The organism is Arthrobacter sp. FX8 (assembly GCF_026723805.1).
GTDB lineage: Bacteria > Actinomycetota > Actinomycetes > Actinomycetales > Micrococcaceae > Arthrobacter.
This window is the reverse complement of the sequence record NZ_CP113505.1, coordinates 1,623,209-1,641,364: the sequence shown is the minus strand read 5'-3', so window position 1 is coordinate 1,641,364 and position 18,156 is coordinate 1,623,209. Positions and strand designations below refer to the sequence as shown.

The 18,156-nt window shown below is 67.5% G+C and carries 14 protein-coding genes and 2 pseudogenes; 13 read left to right on the top strand and 3 right to left on the bottom strand.

The window, feature by feature from the left end:
- Window positions 1-139: 139 nt before the first annotated feature.
- The 13 genes and pseudogenes from pyrR (at window position 140) to OUO20_RS07355 (ending at window position 15,209) form a co-directional block, all read left to right on the top strand.
- Window positions 140-726, top strand: a pseudogene (gene pyrR, locus OUO20_RS07415) (bifunctional pyr operon transcriptional regulator/uracil phosphoribosyltransferase PyrR).
- Entirely contained in the window at window positions 723-1,751 is a 1,029-nt protein-coding gene (locus OUO20_RS07410; protein ID WP_018769309.1) for an aspartate carbamoyltransferase catalytic subunit, read from the top strand. Before pyrR ends, OUO20_RS07410 begins: the two are co-directional and overlap by 4 nt.
- Window positions 1,751-3,091, top strand: a complete 1,341-nt coding sequence (locus OUO20_RS07405; protein WP_268003170.1) for a dihydroorotase — start codon at window positions 1,751-1,753, stop codon at window positions 3,089-3,091. Before OUO20_RS07410 ends, OUO20_RS07405 begins: the two co-directional genes overlap by 1 nt.
- Window positions 3,091-3,609 carry a PH-like domain-containing protein gene (locus OUO20_RS07400; protein WP_268003169.1) on the top strand — a complete coding sequence of 173 codons (519 nt, stop codon included), beginning with the start codon at window positions 3,091-3,093 and terminating at the stop codon, window positions 3,607-3,609. The genes OUO20_RS07405 and OUO20_RS07400 overlap by 1 nt, the downstream gene beginning before the upstream one ends.
- Window positions 3,590-4,886: pseudogene (gene carA, locus OUO20_RS07395) on the top strand (glutamine-hydrolyzing carbamoyl-phosphate synthase small subunit). Before OUO20_RS07400 ends, carA begins: the two are co-directional and overlap by 20 nt.
- The gene (carB, locus tag OUO20_RS07390) at window positions 4,886-8,200 is read left to right on the top strand and encodes a carbamoyl-phosphate synthase large subunit (RefSeq protein WP_018769305.1); all 3,315 of its coding nucleotides are present in this window, start codon (window positions 4,886-4,888) and stop codon (window positions 8,198-8,200) included. Before carA ends, carB begins: the two are co-directional and overlap by 1 nt.
- Window positions 8,193-9,071 carry an orotidine-5'-phosphate decarboxylase gene (gene pyrF, locus OUO20_RS07385; RefSeq protein WP_018769304.1) on the top strand — a complete coding sequence of 293 codons (879 nt, stop codon included), beginning with the start codon at window positions 8,193-8,195 and terminating at the stop codon, window positions 9,069-9,071. The genes carB and pyrF overlap by 8 nt, the downstream gene beginning before the upstream one ends.
- 110 nt (window positions 9,072-9,181) lie before the next feature.
- Window positions 9,182-9,499 carry an integration host factor, actinobacterial type gene (gene mihF, locus OUO20_RS07380; protein ID WP_026265771.1) on the top strand — a complete coding sequence of 106 codons (318 nt, stop codon included), beginning with the start codon at window positions 9,182-9,184 and terminating at the stop codon, window positions 9,497-9,499.
- A 45-nt stretch (window positions 9,500-9,544) separates the two neighbouring features.
- Window positions 9,545-10,138, top strand: a complete 594-nt coding sequence (gmk, locus tag OUO20_RS07375) for a guanylate kinase (protein WP_018769302.1) — start codon at window positions 9,545-9,547, stop codon at window positions 10,136-10,138.
- Window positions 10,139-10,153: 15 nt separating this feature from the next.
- Window positions 10,154-10,414 (top strand): DNA-directed RNA polymerase subunit omega, encoded by a 261-nt coding sequence (gene rpoZ, locus OUO20_RS07370; protein WP_003800778.1) that lies wholly within the window; start codon window positions 10,154-10,156, stop codon window positions 10,412-10,414.
- Between the two features lie 38 nt (window positions 10,415-10,452).
- Entirely contained in the window at window positions 10,453-11,688 is a 1,236-nt protein-coding gene (gene coaBC / locus OUO20_RS07365) for a bifunctional phosphopantothenoylcysteine decarboxylase/phosphopantothenate--cysteine ligase CoaBC (protein ID WP_268003168.1), read from the top strand.
- Window positions 11,689-11,798: 110 nt separating this feature from the next.
- Window positions 11,799-13,034, top strand: a complete 1,236-nt coding sequence (metK, locus tag OUO20_RS07360) for a methionine adenosyltransferase (RefSeq protein ID WP_144599764.1) — start codon at window positions 11,799-11,801, stop codon at window positions 13,032-13,034.
- Between the two features lie 90 nt (window positions 13,035-13,124).
- Complete coding sequence (locus OUO20_RS07355) at window positions 13,125-15,209, top strand: primosomal protein N' (RefSeq protein WP_268003167.1); 2,085 nt, start codon at window positions 13,125-13,127, stop codon at window positions 15,207-15,209.
- Window positions 15,210-15,258: 49 nt separating this feature from the next.
- On the opposite strand, the gene OUO20_RS07350 is transcribed toward OUO20_RS07355, so the two are convergent.
- Genes OUO20_RS07350 through OUO20_RS07340 form a run of 3 tightly spaced genes read right to left on the bottom strand, consistent with a single transcriptional unit; the run spans window position 15,259 to window position 18,139 of the window.
- A complete protein-coding gene (locus tag OUO20_RS07350) occupies window positions 15,259-16,335 on the bottom strand; it encodes a glycosyltransferase family 4 protein (protein WP_268003166.1) in 1,077 nt (358 codons plus the stop codon).
- The gene (locus OUO20_RS07345; protein ID WP_018769296.1) at window positions 16,332-17,261 is read right to left on the bottom strand and encodes an alpha/beta fold hydrolase; all 930 of its coding nucleotides are present in this window, start codon (window positions 17,259-17,261) and stop codon (window positions 16,332-16,334) included. The genes OUO20_RS07350 and OUO20_RS07345 overlap by 4 nt, the downstream gene beginning before the upstream one ends.
- Before the next feature lie 8 nt (window positions 17,262-17,269).
- Window positions 17,270-18,139 carry an aldo/keto reductase gene (locus OUO20_RS07340; protein WP_268003165.1) on the bottom strand — a complete coding sequence of 290 codons (870 nt, stop codon included), beginning with the start codon at window positions 18,137-18,139 and terminating at the stop codon, window positions 17,270-17,272.
- Window positions 18,140-18,156 lie beyond the last annotated feature (17 nt).

Below are 18,156 nucleotides of genomic sequence, written 5' to 3'. Positions count from 1 at the left end.
CCGGGCCTCCCGCGCCGTTCGGGTGTGACCAGTACCGCGTCACCCGGGGACCGGCCGGGCAGGGACCGTGTGGTAATTTTGAACAGCAAACATTCCTTTTTAATTCCGTCCTGTGAGGCGGGGAAAGGGGAGACGAGCGTTGACTTCCGTCACCAGCGCACCGGTTCCAGCCAGGGTTGTCCTCAGCCAGGCGGACATTGACCGGGCACTTACTCGTATCGCCCATGAGATCCTCGAAGCCAACAAGGGATCCCAGGACCTGGTCCTGTTGGGCATTCCCCGCCGCGGCTACCCGCTGGCTGTCCGGCTGGCGGAAAAATCGCCGCCGCGGACGCCACCGTTGACGCCGCCGCCATTGTTGGCCAGCTCGACGTCACCATGTTCCGCGACGACCTCTCCCACCAGGGGACACGGCCGCCGTACCCCACCAGGCTGCCCCGGACAGGCATCGACAACAAAGTAGTGGTGCTCATCGACGACGTCCTGTACTCCGGCCGGACCATCCGCGCCGCCCTGGATGCGCTGGTCGATCTCGGCCGCCCCCGGATCGTCCGGCTTGCGGTCCTGATCGACAGGGGCCACCGCGAACTTCCCATCCGGGCTGACCACGTTGGCAAGAACCTGCCCACGTCCTCCGCCGAGAAGGTCCGGGTCCGGCTCGAAGAAACGGACACGTCCGACGCCGGAACCCCGGTCAACGAAGTCGTGATCGAAGGCGGCGCATGAAACACCTCCTGTCCACCGAGGACCTCAGCCTTTCGAACGCCATCCGCATCCTTGACACCGCGGAGGAAATGTCTGCCGTGGGGGAGCGGGAAGTCAAGAAGCTTCCCGCGCTGCGCGGACGCACCGTGGTCAACCTCTTCTTCGAGGACTCCACGCGGACCCGCATCTCCTTCGAAGCCGCCGCCAAGCGGTTGTCCGCTGACGTCATCAACTTTGCCGCCAAGGGATCATCGGTGTCCAAGGGCGAATCCCTCAAGGACACCGCCCAGACCCTGTCCGCCATGGGCGCCGACGCCGTCGTCATCCGGCACTGGGCCTCCGGCGCGCCGCACCGGCTGGCCGCAACCGACTGGATCGACGCCGCAGTCATCAACGCCGGCGACGGCACCCACGAACACCCCACCCAGGCACTGCTTGACGCCTTCACCATGCGCCGGCACTGGGCCCGCCTGGCCGGCACGCGTTCCGATGGGACTGACCTGAAGGGCATGCGGGTCGCCATCGCCGGCGACGTCCTGCATTCCCGTGTGGCCCGGTCCAACGTCTGGCTGCTCCGGACCCTCGGGGCCGAAGTCACGCTGGTGGCGCCGCCCACCCTCCTGCCGGTCGGCGTCGACAAATGGCCCTGCAGCGTCAGCTACGACCTGGACCAGACCCTGGCCAACGGTGTCGACGCCATGATGATGCTCCGTGTCCAGGGCGAACGCATGAACGCCTCGTTCTTCCCCAGCACCCGCGAATACTCGCGCCGGTGGGGTTTCGACGACAACCGCCTCCGCGCCCTTGACGACCTGGGCATGACGGACACCATCATCATGCACCCGGGGCCAATGAACAGGGGCCTGGAAATCAGCGCCGCCGCAGCGGACTCACCCCGTTCCACCGTCCTGGCTCAGGTCCGCAACGGTGTGTCCGTGCGGATGGCCGCACTGTACCTGCTGCTCTCCGGGGATACCCGGGAACCAGCCGCCCACCGGGCACCGGCCTATGCCGCCGCGGCCCCGTCCCCCAAGGAGAGCAACTGATGGCAGGCAACACCGGAACCTACCTCATCCAAGGCGCCGCCATCCTGGGCGGCGACCCCGCGGACCTGCTGGTCCGTGACGGCATCATCGCCGAGATCGGCACCGGCCTTGACGCTGACGGGGCCACTGTCATCGACGCTGCAGGCCTGGTGGCCCTGCCGGGCATGGTCGATGTGCACACGCACCTCCGCGAACCCGGCCGCGAGGACGCCGAGACCGTGGAGACCGGAACACGGGCTGCGGCCCTGGGCGGCTACACAGCTGTGCACGCCATGGCCAACAGCACCCCCGTCGCGGACACCGCAGGCGTGGTGGAGCAGGTCTACACTCTGGGCCGCGCGGCCGGCTGGGTGGACGTGCGCCCCGTTGGCGCCGTCACCGTTGGACTGGCAGGGGAGCAACTGGCCGAGCTGGGCGCCATGGCCGATTCCCGCGCCCGGGTGCGGATGTTCTCCGATGACGGCATCTGCGTCCACGACCCCGTGCTGATGCGCCGCGCCCTGGAATACGTCAAGGCGTTCGACGGCGTCGTGGCCCAGCACGCACAGGAACCCCGACTTACAGCCGGGGCACAGATGAACGAGGGCGACGTCTCCGCGGTCCTGGGCCTCACCGGTTGGCCCGCGGTGGCGGAAGAAAGCATCATTGCCCGCGACGTCCTGCTGGCCCAGCACGTCGGCTCCCGCCTGCATGTGTGCCACGTGTCCACGGCCGGCTCGGTGGAAATCATCCGCTGGGCCAAGGAACGCGGCATCGACGTCACGGCCGAGGTCACCCCGCACCACCTGCTGCTGACCGATGACCTGGTGCGCAGCTACGACCCCGTGTTCAAGGTCAACCCGCCGCTGCGCACCGACGCCGACGTCCAGGCATTGCGCGCCGGGCTGGCAGACGGGACGATCGACGTTGTGGGTACCGACCACGCGCCGCACCCCAGTGAGCACAAGGAATGCGAATGGGCGCAGGCAGCCATGGGCATGACCGGGCTGGAAACCGCCCTGTCCGTGGTCCAGCACGCCATGATTGAAACCGGCCTGATGACCTGGGCGGACTTCGGCCGGGTCACGTCCACGGCGGCCGCGACGATTGGCCGGCTGAGCGACCAGGGCCGGCCCATCGAAGCCGGGGAACCCGCCAACCTCATCCTGGTGGATCCGGCGGCGCGCTGGACGGTGGACCCCTTCCAGATGGCCACCATGGGCCGCAACTCGCCGTTCAAGGGCAGGGAACTCCCCGGCAAGGTGGTGGCCACCTTCTTCAGGGGGCACCCCACCGTCCTTGACGGCAAACTCAACACCCCGCACCCGGACTCCGCCGCAACCCCGGCGGGCGCTGCCTGATGGACAAAATCCTTCCCGGACTTGCCATGCTGGCGGTGGTCGCCGTCGTGTTCGTCCTCCTCGCCGTCGGCTGGCGCAACCGCCTCAAGCGCCAGTCCGACGTCGAACAACTGCCCCAGGTGCCCGCCGTGCCCGGTGAGCCCACCGCAACTGCCGAAGGGCAGTACGTGGCCACGACCACGGCCGGCGACTGGCTGGACCGCATTGCCGTGCATGGGCTGGGGATCCGCACCAATGCCACCCTCGCGGTGTACCCGCACGGCGTGCTCTATGAGCGGTCGGGTGCGCCTGCGCTGTACATCCCCGCAGCCTCCCTCTCCGATGTCCGGCAGGACAGCGGCATGGCGGGGAAGTTCGTGGAGAAGCACGGCCTGCTGGTGCTGGCATGGACGCACGGTGCCCACCAGCTGGACACCGGCTTCCGGACCCGCCGCGCCGCGGACAAGGACGTGCTCTACCAGGCCCTGCAGGATTTGATTTCGTCAGCCCCAGCGGCTGGTGCCACCAGTGGAAAGTAAGACAGTGAAAGCGAATACATTGACAGCAACCACCTCCGCTCCGGCAGCGCCAGCTGCGCTGGTACTCGAAGACGGGCGCATCTTCCGCGGCACCAGCTACGGCGCCACCGGCACCGCCCTGGGCGAAGCCGTCTTCGCCACCGGGATGACCGGATACCAGGAAACCATCACCGATCCCTCCTACGCCCGCCAGCTGGTGGTCCAGACGGCCCCGCACATCGGCAACACCGGCGTGAATGACGACGACGCCGAGTCCCGGCGCATCTGGGTGGCCGGCTACATTGTGCGCGACGCCGCGCGCCGGCCCTCCAACTGGCGCTCCGAACGGTCGCTGGACGAAGAGCTGGTGTCCCAGGGCATCGTGGGCATCCAGGGCGTGGACACCCGCGCCATCACCCGGCACCTGCGTGAGCACAAGACCATGCGCGCCGGCATCTTCTCCGGCGAGGCAGCCAAGGCCACGGACAAGGAACTGCTCGACGCTGTCCTGGCCAGCGCCCCCATGGAGGGCTCGCGCCTGGCCGAGGAAGTCAGCGTGGACGAAGCCTACGTCGTGGAGCCAAAGGACCACGGCTGGGACGGCGAACCCCGCCTCACCATCGCTGCAATCGACCTGGGCATCAAGGCCATGACCCCGGTCCGGTTCGCCGAGCGCGGCGTCCGAGTCCACGTGCTTCCCGCCACCGCCACCCTTGAGGACGTCAAGGCCGTCAACCCGGACGGCTTCTTCATGTCCAACGGCCCCGGCGACCCCGCCACCGCCGACGCCCAGGTCAAGCTGCTCCGCTCGGTCCTGGACGAAAAGCTGCCCTACTTCGGCATCTGCTTCGGCAACCAGATCCTGGGCCGCGCCCTGGGCTTTGGCACCTACAAGCTCCGCTACGGCCACCGCGGCATCAACCAGCCCGTGATGGACCGGCGCACCGGCAAGGTGGAGATCACCTCCCAGAACCACGGCTTTGCCGTGGACGCCCCCTCGACGGCGCCACGCAGGCCCCGGAGGCACGCTACGGGCGGGTGGAAGTGAGCCACATCAGCCTGAACGACGACGTCGTGGAAGGCCTCGCCTGCCTGGACATCCCGGCGTTCTCCGTGCAGTACCACCCGGAAGCCGCGGCAGGACCGCACGATGCCGCCTACCTGTTCGACCGCTTCATCGAGCTCATGGAAGGCACACGGGACGGCCGGAACGCCAACGCGTCCAAGGACCCCGTGGACGCGGCCCACCCGCAGGCGCTGACCACAAAAACGACAACAAGACTGAGGACAAGAAGTAATGCCGAAACGTACAGATCTCAAGAGCGTCCTCGTCATTGGTTCCGGCCCGATCGTCATCGGCCAGGCCGCCGAATTCGACTACTCCGGCACGCAGGCACTGCGTGTCCTCAAGGAGGAAGGCCTGCGCGTCATCCTCGTGAACTCCAACCCGGCCACCATCATGACCGACCCCGAGTTCGCCGACGCCACCTACGTTGAGCCCATCACCCCCGAGGTGGTGGAGAAGATCATCGCCAAGGAACGTCCGGACGCCGTCCTGCCCACCCTGGGCGGGCAGACCGCGCTGAACACCGCCATCGCCCTGGACAAGAACGGCGTACTGGAGAAGTACAACGTCGAGCTGATCGGCGCCAACATCGCCGCGATCGAGCTGGGCGAGGACCGTGAAAAGTTCAAGGGCGTGGTGGAGCGCTGTGGCGCGGAATCCGCCCGCAGCCACATCATCCACAGCATGAATGAGGCCCTCACGGCGGCCGAAGATTTGGGCTACCCCATGGTGGTGCGCCCGTCCTTCACCATGGGCGGTCTGGGTTCCGGCCTGGCCTACAACGAACAGGACCTGCGCCGCATCGTCGGACAGGGCCTGCAGTACAGCCCCACCAGCGAGGTGCTGCTCGAAGAGAGCATCCTGGGCTGGAAGGAATACGAGCTCGAAATGATGCGGGACAAGAACGACAACGTGGTTGTCGTCTGCTCCATCGAGAACTTCGACCCCGTAGGCGTGCACACCGGCGACTCCATCACCGTGGCACCGGCGCTGACCCTCACCGACCGCGAATACCAGAAGCTGCGCGACGTCGCCATCGCCGTCATCCGCGAGGTGGGCGTGGACACCGGCGGCTGCAACATCCAGTTCGCCATCGATCCCAAGACCGGCCGCGTGGTGGTCATCGAGATGAACCCCCGCGTTTCCCGCTCCTCGGCACTGGCATCCAAGGCCACCGGCTTCGCCATTGCCAAGATCGCCACCAAGCTCTCGCTCGGCTACACCCTGGACGAGATCCCCAACGACATCACGCAGAAGACCCCCGCGTCCTTCGAACCCACCCTGGACTACGTGGTGGTCAAGGTCCCGCGGTTCGCCTTCGAAAAGTTCCCGGCAGCGGACAACACCCTCACCACCACCATGAAGTCGGTGGGCGAGGCCATGGCCATGGGCCGGAACTTCACCGAAGCCCTGCAGAAGGCCCTGCGCTCCCTGGAACAGAAGGGCTCGCAGCTGGACTTCAGCTCCGTCCCGGAATGGGAAGTGCCGGAGCTCATCGAGAAGGCCAAGCGCCCCACCACCGAGCGCCTGCACCAGGTCCAGCGCGCCCTCCTGGGCGGCGCCACCGTGGAACAGCTCTTCGAAGCCACCAAGATCGACCCGTGGTTCCTTGACCAGCTGGAGCTGCTCAACGAAATCTCCCGCGAAATCCGCCAGGCCGGCGCCCTGACCGCCGACATGCTCAAGCGCGCCAAGCGCCACGGTTTCTCCGACGAACAGATCGGCGCCCTGACGCACAACCCCGAGGCCGTGGTCCGCGGCGTACGCCAGGCGCTGGGCATCCGTCCCGTCTACAAGACCGTGGACACCTGCGCCGCAGAATTCGCCGCCTACACGCCGTACCACTACTCGGCATATGACGAGGAGGACGAGGTTGCGCTGCACTCCAAGCCGTCCATCCTGATCCTCGGCTCAGGGCCCAACCGCATCGGCCAGGGCATCGAGTTCGACTACTCCTGCGTCCACGCCTCCATGGCGCTGCGCAAGGCCGGCTACGAGACCGTCATGGTCAACTGCAACCCGGAAACCGTCTCCACCGACTACGACGTCTCCACCCGCCTGTACTTCGAGCCGCTGACGCTCGAGGACGTGCTGGAGGTCATCGCGGCCGAGGAACGCACCGGCGGCGTCATGGGCGTGTTCGTCCAGCTCGGGGGCCAGACCCCGCTGAAGCTGGCCCAGCAGCTGGCCGACGCAGGTGTCCCCATCCTGGGAACGTCCCCGGAGGCCATCGACCTCGCCGAGCACCGCGGCGCCTTCTCCCGGGTGCTGGACAAGGCCGGCCTGGTATCGCCCAAGAACGGCACCGCCGTCTCCTTCGAGGACGCCAAGAAGATCGCGGACGAGATCGGCTACCCCGTCCTGGTCCGTCCGTCCTACGTGCTGGGCGGCCGCGGCATGGAAATCGTCTATGACGAGCCCAACCTCTCCCGCTACATCGCCAACGCCACCGAAATCACCCCGGACCACCCCGTGCTGATTGACCGGTTCCTTGAGGACGCCGTCGAAATCGACGTCGACGCCCTCTACGACGGCACCGACATGTACCTGGGCGGCATCATGGAACACATCGAGGAAGCCGGCATCCACTCCGGCGACTCCGCCTGCGTCCTGCCGCCGATCACCCTGGGGAGCAACGTCGTCGAACGCGTCCGCACCGCCACCCGCGCCATCGCTGAAGGCGTGGGCGTCCGCGGCCTGATCAACATCCAGTTCGCGCTGGCCTCGGACGTCCTGTACGTCCTGGAAGCCAACCCCCGCGCGTCCCGGACCGTGCCGTTCGTGTCCAAGGCCACCGGCGTCCAGATGGCCAAGGCCGCGGCCCTCATCGGCACCGGCGTGACCATCAACCAGCTCCGCAGCGCCTACAAGATGCTGCCCGAAACCGGTGACGGCTCCACCCTGCCACTGGACGCCCCCGTCGCCGTCAAGGAAGCCGTCCTGCCGTTCAGCCGGTTCCGGACCCTTGAAGGCAAGGTGGTGGACTCCCTGCTCGGTCCCGAGATGCGTTCCACCGGCGAGGTCATGGGAATCGACAAGCATTTCGACACCGCCTTCGCCAAGAGCCAGGCGGCCGCCAACAACGCGCTGCCCACCGAGGGCAAGGTGTTTGTCTCCGTAGCCAACCGGGACAAGCGCTCGGTGATCATGGGCGTCAAGCGGCTCTCGGACCTCGGCTTCGAGATCGTCTCTACCGGCGGCACCGCCGACGTGCTGCGCCGCAACGGCATCCAGGCCACCCCGGTCCGCAAGGTCGCCGAGGGCAGCAGCGCCGAGGGTGAAGGCACCATCGCGGACCTCATTGTGGCCGGCGAGATCGACATGGTCTTCAACACCCCCTCCGGCGGCGAAGCCCGCAGCGACGGCTACGAACTGCGCGCAGCGGCGACGTCCATCGGCATTCCGTGCATCACCACGGTGGCCGAGTTCAACGCCGCGGTCCAGGCCATCGAAGCCCTGCGCACCTACGAGTGGTCCGTCACCAGCCTGCAGGAGCACGCCGCCGCGCTTGCGGAATCACAGAAGGCTGCGCTGCAGCATGCCTGAGCAGGTACCAGGCAGCAGGCCGGTATCCGCCGCCGGCCGGGAGTCCTTCGGCTCCCGGCTCGGCGCGGCCATGGCCGCCCGCGGCCCGCTCTGCGTGGGCATCGACCCGCATCCGGCACTGCTGAAGAGCTGGGGACTGGACGACGACGCCGCCGGGCTGAGGCGTTTTTCCCTCACCGTCCTGGAGGCGGTGGCTTCGCTCGCTGCCGCGGTAAAGCCCCAGGTGGCGCTCTACGAACGGCACGGATCGGCCGGTATGGCGGTCCTGGAGGAAGTCCTGGCCACCGCCCGGGACGAGTCCGTCCTGAGCATCGCCGACGCCAAGCGCGGCGACATCGGGTCCACCATGGCCGCCTATGCCGACGCCTGGCTCCGGGACGGGTCCCCGCTGGCGGCGGACTCCGTCACGCTGAGCCCCTACCTCGGCTTCGAGTCGCTGCGCCCCGCGCTGGACCTCGCGGCCGAAACCGGGCGCGGTGTCTTCGTGCTGGCGCTGACGTCCAACCCTGAAGGCGCTTCCGTCCAGCATGTTGGCGGTAAGGACTCGGTGGCCCGCAGGATCACGGCCGCCGCAGCGGCCGAAAATGCCCGGTACGGGGGCAGCCTGGGTTCCGTGGGCCTGGTGGTTGGCGCCACCGTTGGCAGTGCCCTGAAAGACCTTGAACTCGACCTCGCTGCCGTCCGCGGGCCCATCCTCGCCCCCGGCCTGGGGGCGCAGGGGGCAACGCCGGCCGACCTCCGCTCCACCTTCGGCGACGCCTACCCGCTGGTCCTGGGAACCTCCAGCCGCGACATCCTTTCGGCAGGCCCGCACCTGGGTGGCCTGCGGGAGGCGGCCCTGCGGACGCTGGACGGGCTGCGGGGACAATAGGCTGCAATTGCCCGGATGCATTGATTCGGGCTGCACCAAAGGGTAGTTTCAGGACAGGTCCAAGGGCGGCCGCCCTTGGATGAAATCCGCCGAATCCGGGGGTGTCCGTGATGGTCCTGCGACCTTTATCCGCATCTGAACGGGCCGACGCCCTGGGCAAGGCAGCGGCAGCCAGGGCCACCCGTGCGGCCGCCAAGGAAAGCCTTCGGAACGGCGACAGGTCCGCGGCGGACATTATCAGCTCCGCCCTGGAAGACGACGCACTGGCCAGGATGAAGGTCTCGGAACTGCTTGAGGCCCTTCCCGGCATCGGGAAGGTGCGGGCCGCCGCCATCATGCAGCAGCTGGGCATCGCGGCGTCCCGCAGGGTCCGGGGCCTGGGCGTCCACCAGCGCCGGGCGCTGGTAGATTTTATTGACGAGCATTGAGGCAGGCGGCGCCTGTCTTTCCCCCAACTGCGGCAAAAGGAATACGTGAGCAAGAAACCTGGACTGACAGTCCTCGCAGGTCCGACGGCTGTTGGCAAAGGCACCGTGTCCACCTACATCCGTGACAACTACCCCGAAGTGTGGCTTTCCGTTTCAGCCACCACCCGGGCGCCCCGGCCCGGGGAAGTTGACGGCGTCCACTACTTCTTCAAGACCAAGGATGAGTTCGAGCGGCTCATCGCCGAAGGTGAACTCCTGGAATGGGCCGTCGTCCATGGACAAAACACCTACGGCACCCTGAAGAGCACTGTGAACCAGGCCATCGCGGAGGGCCGCTCCGTGCTGCTGGAGATCGACCTGCAGGGTGCGCGCCAGGTCAAGGCAGCCGTCCCGGACGCCCAGTTCGTCTTCCTGGCCCCGCCCACCTGGGACGAGATGGTCCGCCGGCTGGTGGGCCGGGGCACCGAAACACCGGAAGAACAGCAGCGACGCCTGGAAACCGCTAAACTGGAACTTGCTGCTGAACCGGAGTTCGACCACACCGTCATCAACGACGACGTCCGCCGGGCAGCGGACGAGCTAGTTTCACTCATGGGGCTGACACCGCATCCACACCTGCCGGAACCGTCAGCCCGCTAGGAATTTGGAGAATTCGTGTCCACGAACCTTGAAGGCATCATCAACCCGCCGATCGACTCGCTGCTTGAGGCAGCCGACTCCAAGTACGGCCTGGTGATCTTCGGTGCCAAGCGTGCTCGTCAGATCAACGCCTACTACGCCCAGCTGCACGAGGGCCTCTTCGAGTATGTCGGACCCCTGGTCGACACCAAGCTGAACGAAAAGTCGCTGTCGATCGCACTGCGCGAAATCAACGAAGGCAAGCTGGTTTCCACGCCGATCGAAGCCGCAGAGTAATCCTGCCGCTGAACTGACTTGCTGTTGACGGAGGTCACGTGCGCATAGTCCTCGGAGTCGGGGGAGGGATCGCCGCCTACAAGGTGGTATCGCTCCTCCGGCTTTTTACTGAAGCCGGCCATGACGTCACGGTGATTCCCACGGAGGCGTCCACCCGCTTCATCGGTACCGCCACCTGGGAGGCGCTGTCCGGAAACCCGGTCAGCAACAGTGTCTTTGATGACGTGCACCTGGTGAACCACGTCCGCCTTGGCCATGAGGCGGACCTCGTGGTGGTGGCACCTGCCACAGCGGACCTCCTGGCGAAGGCTGCCACCGGCCAGGCCGGGGACCTGCTCACCAACACCCTGCTGATGGCCCACGGCCCGGTGCTGTTCGCCCCCGCGATGCACACGGAAATGTGGCAGCATCCGGCCACCCGGGCCAACGTTGAGACGCTCCGCGGCCGGGGCGCGGCCGTCCTGGAACCCGCCTCCGGCAGGTTGACCGGGGCAGACTCAGGTCCCGGCAGGCTTCCGGAACCCCAGGTGATCTTCGACGCAGCCATGGCCCTGGTCCAGGGACGCAGTGATTACCAGTTGCCCCTTGCCGGCCGCACCGTCACCATCAGCGCCGGCGGCACCCGCGAACCGCTGGACCCCGTTCGCTTCCTTGGCAACCGGTCATCCGGCAAGCAGGGAGTGGCCCTTGCGGTCGCAGCGCGGAACGCCGGGGCTACCGTGCGCCTGCTGGCAGCCCACATGGACGTTCCGCCGCCCGCCGGCGTGGAGGTGGTCCGCGTGGAGACCGCCCTGCAACTTCGGGAAGCCGCACTGGAAGCCGCCGCCGTGTCCGACGTCGTCATCATGTCCGCGGCCGTGGCCGATTTCCGCCCGGCGGAAGTCTCGGACACCAAGATCAAGAAACGGGACGACACCGCCGATCCCGTCATCACCCTGGTCCGCAACCCGGACATCCTGCAGGAGCTCGTGGAGCAGCGCAACGCGGGTGCCGGCGAGGCCGGGCAGCTCATCGTCGGATTCGCCGCCGAAACCGGGGACAGCCAGGGCGACGTCCTGGCATATGCGGAAGCAAAGCTCCAGCGGAAAGGCTGCGACCTGCTGGTGGTGAACCACGTAGGAGCGGACAAGGTCTTTGGCCACGACTCCAACTCGGTGGTCATCCTGTCGCGCTCCGGCTCCGAACCACAGGAAGCTTCGGGAACCAAGACAGAGGTTTCGGAAGCCATCGTCCGCCGCATCAGCTTTGAACTGAACCGTGTTTCGGCCACTTGAACCTGTTTCGCCCCTCGCCTGAAGTGTTTCCGGCCACCTTTGCTTAGCACGGGGACATCTACCGACTTCTCCCTGACGGGAGTGCCACCACCAACCAGTAAGGTAGTTGAGTGACTTTACCGCTGCACCTTCCCCACACCCATGGGGCCACGCCCTCCGCGCTCCGGCTTTTCACGTCCGAATCGGTCACCGAAGGCCATCCGGACAAGATCTGCGACCAGATCAGTGACGCCATCCTGGACGCGCTGCTGGCCGCGGACCCCGAATCCCGCGTGGCCGTGGAAACGATGGCCACCACGGGCCTGGTGCACGTGGCAGGCGAAGTCACCACCGACGCGTACGTCGAAATCCCGCAGATCGTCCGCGAGACCATCCTGGGCATCGGCTACGACTCCTCAGCCAACGGCTTCGACGGCGCCCGCTGCGGCGTGTCCGTCTCCATCGGCCAGCAGTCCAACGACATCGCCGGCGGCGTGTTCAACTCCCTCGAGGCACGCGAAGGCCGCCAGGAGGACGACTATGACCTCCAGGGTGCCGGCGACCAGGGCCTGATGTTCGGCTACGCCAGCGATGAAACCCCTTCCTACATGCCCACGCCCATCTGGCTGGCCCACCGGCTGTCCGAGCGGCTCACCGAAGTCCGCAAGACCGGCCAGCTGCCGTATCTTCGCCCCGACGGCAAGACCCAGGTGACGGTCGGCTACGACAAAGACGTGCCCGTTTCCGTGGAAACCGTGGTGATTTCGAGCCAGCACGCGGAGGGGGCAAGCCTGGAGCAGTTGCGCGCCGACCTTGCCGCCATCGTCATTGAACCCGTCCTCGCGGGCGCCAACCTGGACATCTCACGGACGGCAAATATCCTCAATCCTGCCGGCGAGTTCGTCATCGGCGGCCCGGTGGGCGACGCCGGCCTCACCGGCCGCAAGATCATTGTGGACACCTACGGCGGTATGGCCCGCCACGGCGGCGGCGCCTTCTCGGGGAAGGACCCGTCCAAGGTGGACCGCTCCGCCGCGTACGCCATGCGCTGGGTTGCCAAGAACGTGGTGGCCGCTGGACTGGCCAAGCGCGCGGAGATCCAGATCGCGTACGCCATCGGCCAGGCCCGGCCGGTGGGAACCTACGTGGAGACGTTCGGCACCGAGACGGTGGATCCGGCCCGGATCAGCGCAGCAATCGCGGAAATCTTCGACCTCCGTCCGCGCGCCATCATCGATGCCCTGGATCTGAAGCGCCCCATCTACGCCAAGACCGCCGCCCACGGGCACTTCGGCCGGGATGAGCCCGACTTCACCTGGGAGCGCCTGGACCGGGTGGACGACCTGAAGGCATTCTTCAACGCCTAGCCGGCTTCCGCCGGCTGCCGGACGTCCAATGTCAGTGCCCGGTGCTTGGCTGATCCTGTCCAACCCGTCAGCTGAACGGAGGTGACCGCCATGGTTGCTGGCAGTTCCGTCCAGCCGTCCCTGCTCCAGGGCTTTCCTGCACGTCCCGTGCAAGGCGGCGTCACCGTGGCGGAGCAGCTTCCGGTGGCGCGGGTGCTCATTGAGTCCTCGCTGCCTCACCTGGACCGCCCATTCGACTATGCCGTCCCGGCCGCGCTTGACCAGGCAGCCCAGCCTGGGGTCCGGGTCAAGGTCAAGTTCAACGGCCAGGACCTCAGTGGATTCGTCCTGGAACGCGTGGCACAGTCCGACGCCGGACACACCCTTGTACCCCTGGCAAAAGTTGTGTCCCCGGTCCAGGTCCTTACGCCGGCCGTCCGGGAGCTTGCCACGGCGGTCGCTGCACGGTATGCGGGGACGGTCAGCGATGTCCTGCGCCTAGCCGTTCCACCCCGGGTTGCCAGGCTGGAAAAGGACTTTCCGGACTCGTTGGACATCCCCGACGCCGAAGCCGTGCAGGACGTCCAGGGCAGCGCCGGATCTTCAGCCTGGGGCACACTCCGCACAGGTGCCGCTTTCCTGCGGCACCTGGCCGCCGGTGGATCTCCGCGGGCCGCCGCCAATCCGCTGCAGGGCTACGGGACTGCCGGTTGGCCGGCCATGCTTGCCCAGGCCGCCGCTGCAGCGTATTCCTCCGGAAGGGGCGCCCTGCTGGTGGTGCCTGACTACCGGGACCTGGATCGCCTGGAGCAGGCACTCAATGACCTGGTGCCGGACGCTGCCGTAGCCAGGCTGACCGCCGACGACGGGCCCACGCCCCGGTACCGGAACTTCCTGCGCCTGCTCGCGGGCAAGGCCACCATCGCCATCGGTACACGCTCGGCCGCCTTCGCCCCGGTGCAGGACCTGGGGCTCGTGGCGTGCTGGGACGACGGCGACGACCTCCATATCGAGCAGCGCGCACCGTACGCCCACGCACGGGAGGTCCTGCTCCTTCGCGCCGAGCAGGAGGGTACGGCCTGCCTCCTTGCCGGGCACGCGCGCAGCACCGAGGTCCAGCGTCTGGTGGAAGCCGGCTGGGCCGTCCCGGTTGACACCGAGCGTGCCACCGTCCGCAGGACGGTTCCCCGCGTGGTCAGCACGGCAGACAGCTTCGAGCAGGGGCGGGACCCACTGGCCACCATCGCGCGCCTGCCGCACGCTGCCTGGCAGGCCGCCAAGGAAGGTCTTGAGCGTGGCCCTGTCCTGGTCCAGGTTGCCAGGGCAGGGTACGCGCCGTCACTGGTGTGTGAAACCTGCCGGGAGCCGGCCCGCTGCGGGAACTGCCAGGGGCCCCTTGCGCTGGCCGGCACCTCCGCGCTTCCCCAATGCCGCTGGTGTTCCACGCCGGCGCCGGACTGGAAGTGCTCCCACTGCGGCGCCCGGCGGCTGCGGAAAGGTTCCACCGGAGTCCTCCGTACAGCCGAGGAGCTTGGCCGGGCATTTCCCGGCACAACGGTCATCACGTCGTCCGGCGACCAAGTGAAAGCCACGGTGGGGGCGGGAAAGTCGCTGGTGGTGGCGACCGTGGGGGCCGAACCGGTGGCGGAGGCCGGGTATGCCGCCGCCCTGCTGCTGGACGGCGATTCCCTGCTGCGCCGGGAGACTCTCCGGGCGGGCGAAGACACGGTACGCCGCTGGTTCAACGCCGCTGCCCTCGTCCGTCCCGCCCCGGACGGCGGGCTGGTGGTGGTCACCGCCACGGACGCAGCAGCCACCGGCGCGCTGCTGCGCTGGGACCCGGCCGGCTATGCCCAGCGGGAACTGTCCCTGCGCGTGGAACTGCAGCTTCCCCCAGCGGTGCGCATCGCCTCGGTCACCGGGCCGCGCGCCGCCGTCGAACACTACACAGGTGCCGTGGAAGCGGACCTCGCCGGCGCGGGGATAACTATCCGCACCGCCGGTCCGGCGCCGCTGGTGCTCACCGCACCGCCTTCCGGCCGGCGCTCGGCCGAGGACGTCCGGACCCTGCTGTTCTTCCCCTATGGCCAGGCCGCCGCCGTCGTCCGTGTCCTGCGGGTGACCCGCGCAGCCGTGGCCGCCAAACGGGCCACGGACCCTGTGCAGCTGCGCCTGGACGGTGTTGACGTCCTCTAGGCTGGGGACGTCCTGTGACGGCCAGGGCAATGGTGCCTTGGGGACGTCCTCAGCGGCGCCTTTTCGCAACGACCTCGTGTGCCGCTTCCACCAGTTGGCGGGCCGATTCATCCCAGCTGAACTCCCGCGCCCGGGCCCGGGAGCGGCGCGACATGTCCTGCCAGTGCGCGTCGTCCTGCAGCTGCGCAACCGCGTCCGCGAACTGCCCGGGTGACTCCGGGTCCACGTAGGTGGCGGCGTCCGCGCCGACTTCCCGGAAGATGGGAATGTCGCTGGCGATCACCGGGGTACCCACGGCCATGGCCTCGACCAGGGGAAGGCCGTATCCCTCGGCCCGGGACAGGCTCACCAGCGCCGTCGCCCGGCGCAGCAGGCCGTCATACTCTGCGTCCGTCACGCCGTTGTGGAACACCACGGAGGCGCCCGGCGGGATGAGGCTTTCCAGTTCCGCCCGCCGCTCCGGCGTGATCCGGCTCAGCAGGTGCAGCGTGTATTTGGGCAGTCCGGCCATGCCGGCCACCATGGTTTCCACGTTCTTGTAGGGCATGAACGAACCCATGTAAATGATGGTCTTGTCCGCGCCGTCGCCAGGCTGGCGGGGTTCCTGCGCCGGTTGGGGAGCGTTAGCGATGATGCGGACGGGCCGGCGCGTCAGCCGGTACTTGGCCATCAGCGCCTCCGTGGTCCTGCTGATGGTGGCCACGGTGTCGGCCCGGTTGAGGAGCAGCCGCTGCGGCCAGAACGCTTTGTGGTAGAGGCGCCAGAGCAGCCGGACGGGGGCCGGCAGGAAGCCCGGGGGAGCGGGGTACTCATAGTAGATGAGGTCGTGCAGCGTGAGGATCAGCCCGTACTTCCGGCCCCAGGTACCCATGGTCTGCATGGGGCACACCACCACGTCAGCCCCGGTGGCATTGACCTTCCGGGCAACGAACAGCTCCAGCGGCGACAGCGGACTGCTGATGAGCGTGTACGGCACGTCCGGCAGGAGGGCCAGCTGCCGGACGTCGGAAACCAGCATGGAGACATCCGCGATTTTTGCCGTGGCAGCGATCAGGCTGGCTCCGTAGCGGCTGATGCCGTCGTGATGGTCGGTACGGGTGAAACGTGCATCAATGACGATCTTCACGCGGGGTGGTCCTTCAGGAAGCTGCGGATGTGTCGGGCGGCCGGCTCCGGCGTTTCGTAGTGAATCAGGTGTCCGACGCCGGGAATCACCTTCAGTTCCCCGTCCGGAAGCAGTGACAGGAGGCGGTGCTGGCTGGGAAGGGTGGCGATTTCATCCTTTTCACCCGCGATGAGCAGCACGGGAAGTTCCAGTTGTCCGGCCACCTCCGCCACGTGGTTGCTGACGGAGGCCGTGAACGACTCCAGCAGGCTGTCCCGGTCCGCGAAGGAACTGAAGTAGGCGTGGTGCTGGCCGTGGATGAAAGCCCTCAGCTCCCGGTCGCGGGTCTTGGCCATGGCCTCGCTCATGACCCGCACAATCAGCCGGTTGCGCAGCAGGGCCAGGCCCGGCCCGCGGGGGAGCCGTGCCGCCAGCCGGTAATACAGGACTGCCAGCCGCGTCATCACGCCCTTGGGTCCTTCCAGCGCCGGAGCAGCGATGGGGTTGATGAGGATCAGGGGACGCACGGCCTCCGGGTTGTTGGCCACGAAGTACGCAGCAAGGATGGAGCCGAATGAATGTCCCAGCAGCACGGTTTCCGGCCCCAGTCCCTGGGACGCCATAAAGTCACTGATGAACTGCCCGTAGCGCTCCACCGAGTGCGGGTCCCGGGCAAAGGCATCGGAGCTGCCGAAGCCGGGCAGGTCCGGCATGATGATGCGCATCTCCGGCAGTTTGTCCGCGACGCGCAGGAGCCCGTGGTGGTCGCCGCGGAACCCATGGACCACCAGGATGGTGCGGGTCTCCGGCGTTTCCTGCAGGGGCGCATAGGTCCAGAAGGCCACCGTGCCGCCGTCGATGGTCACGGTGGAGGCGGAGGTGCGGGCGGAAAGCCCCGCGCTCAGGTACGCAGGCGCAGGGGAGGTTCCCGGATTTACGGTGTCCATGCGCGGGCCTAGTTGACGTTGTCCGGGTGCGAGCCCGTCCGCTGCCCGCGGTCCAGCGCGTTGATGGCCGCCAGGTCGCGTTCGGAGAGTTCGAAATTGAAGACGTTAAGGTTCTCCCGGATCCGCGCTTCGGAACTGGCCTTGGGAATGGCGATGTTCCCCAGCTGCATGTGCCAGCGAAGGATCACCTGCGCAGGCGTCCGGCCGTGCTCGGCGGCGCAGGCCTGGATCACCGGATCGGCCAGGACCTGGCCGCGGCCCAGCGGGCTCCACGCTTCTGTCCGGATGCCCAGGCCGGCGTGCTTGCTGCGCAGTTCCTCCTGCTGCAGCCACGGGTGCAGTTCGATCTGGTTGACGGCGGGAACCACCTCGGCACTTTGGAGCAGGCGGTCAAGGTGTGCCGGCTGGAAGTTGCTGACGCCAATGGCACGGACCCTGCCTTCGCGGTACAGCGTTTCCAGGGCCCGGTAGGTTTCCGGGAACAGGCCACGGCGTGGGCAGGGCCAATGGATGAGGTACATGTCCACGTAGTCCAGTCCCAGGTTGACCATGGAGTCGTCGAAAGCCCGCAGCGTGGCGTCGTAGCCGTGGTGGTCGTTCCACACTTTCGTGGTGATGAAGACGTCCTCCCGGCTCAGGGACGGCGACAGTTCCCCGGAGCCGCCGCTGCCTGTCCCGTCGCCCAACTGGGAACTGATGCCGCGGGCCACACCGGTTTCGTTCCCGTACATGGCGGCGGTATCGAAGTGGCGGTAGCCGGCGGCGAGCGCGGTGGCCACGAGCCCTTCCGCCTCTGCTGCCGGCACCTTGTACAGCCCAAAGCCGAGCTGGTCTATCAGCACGCCGTTGTTCAGGCTGAGCCGGGGTGAGGTTCTCATGGCAACGACTCTACCCA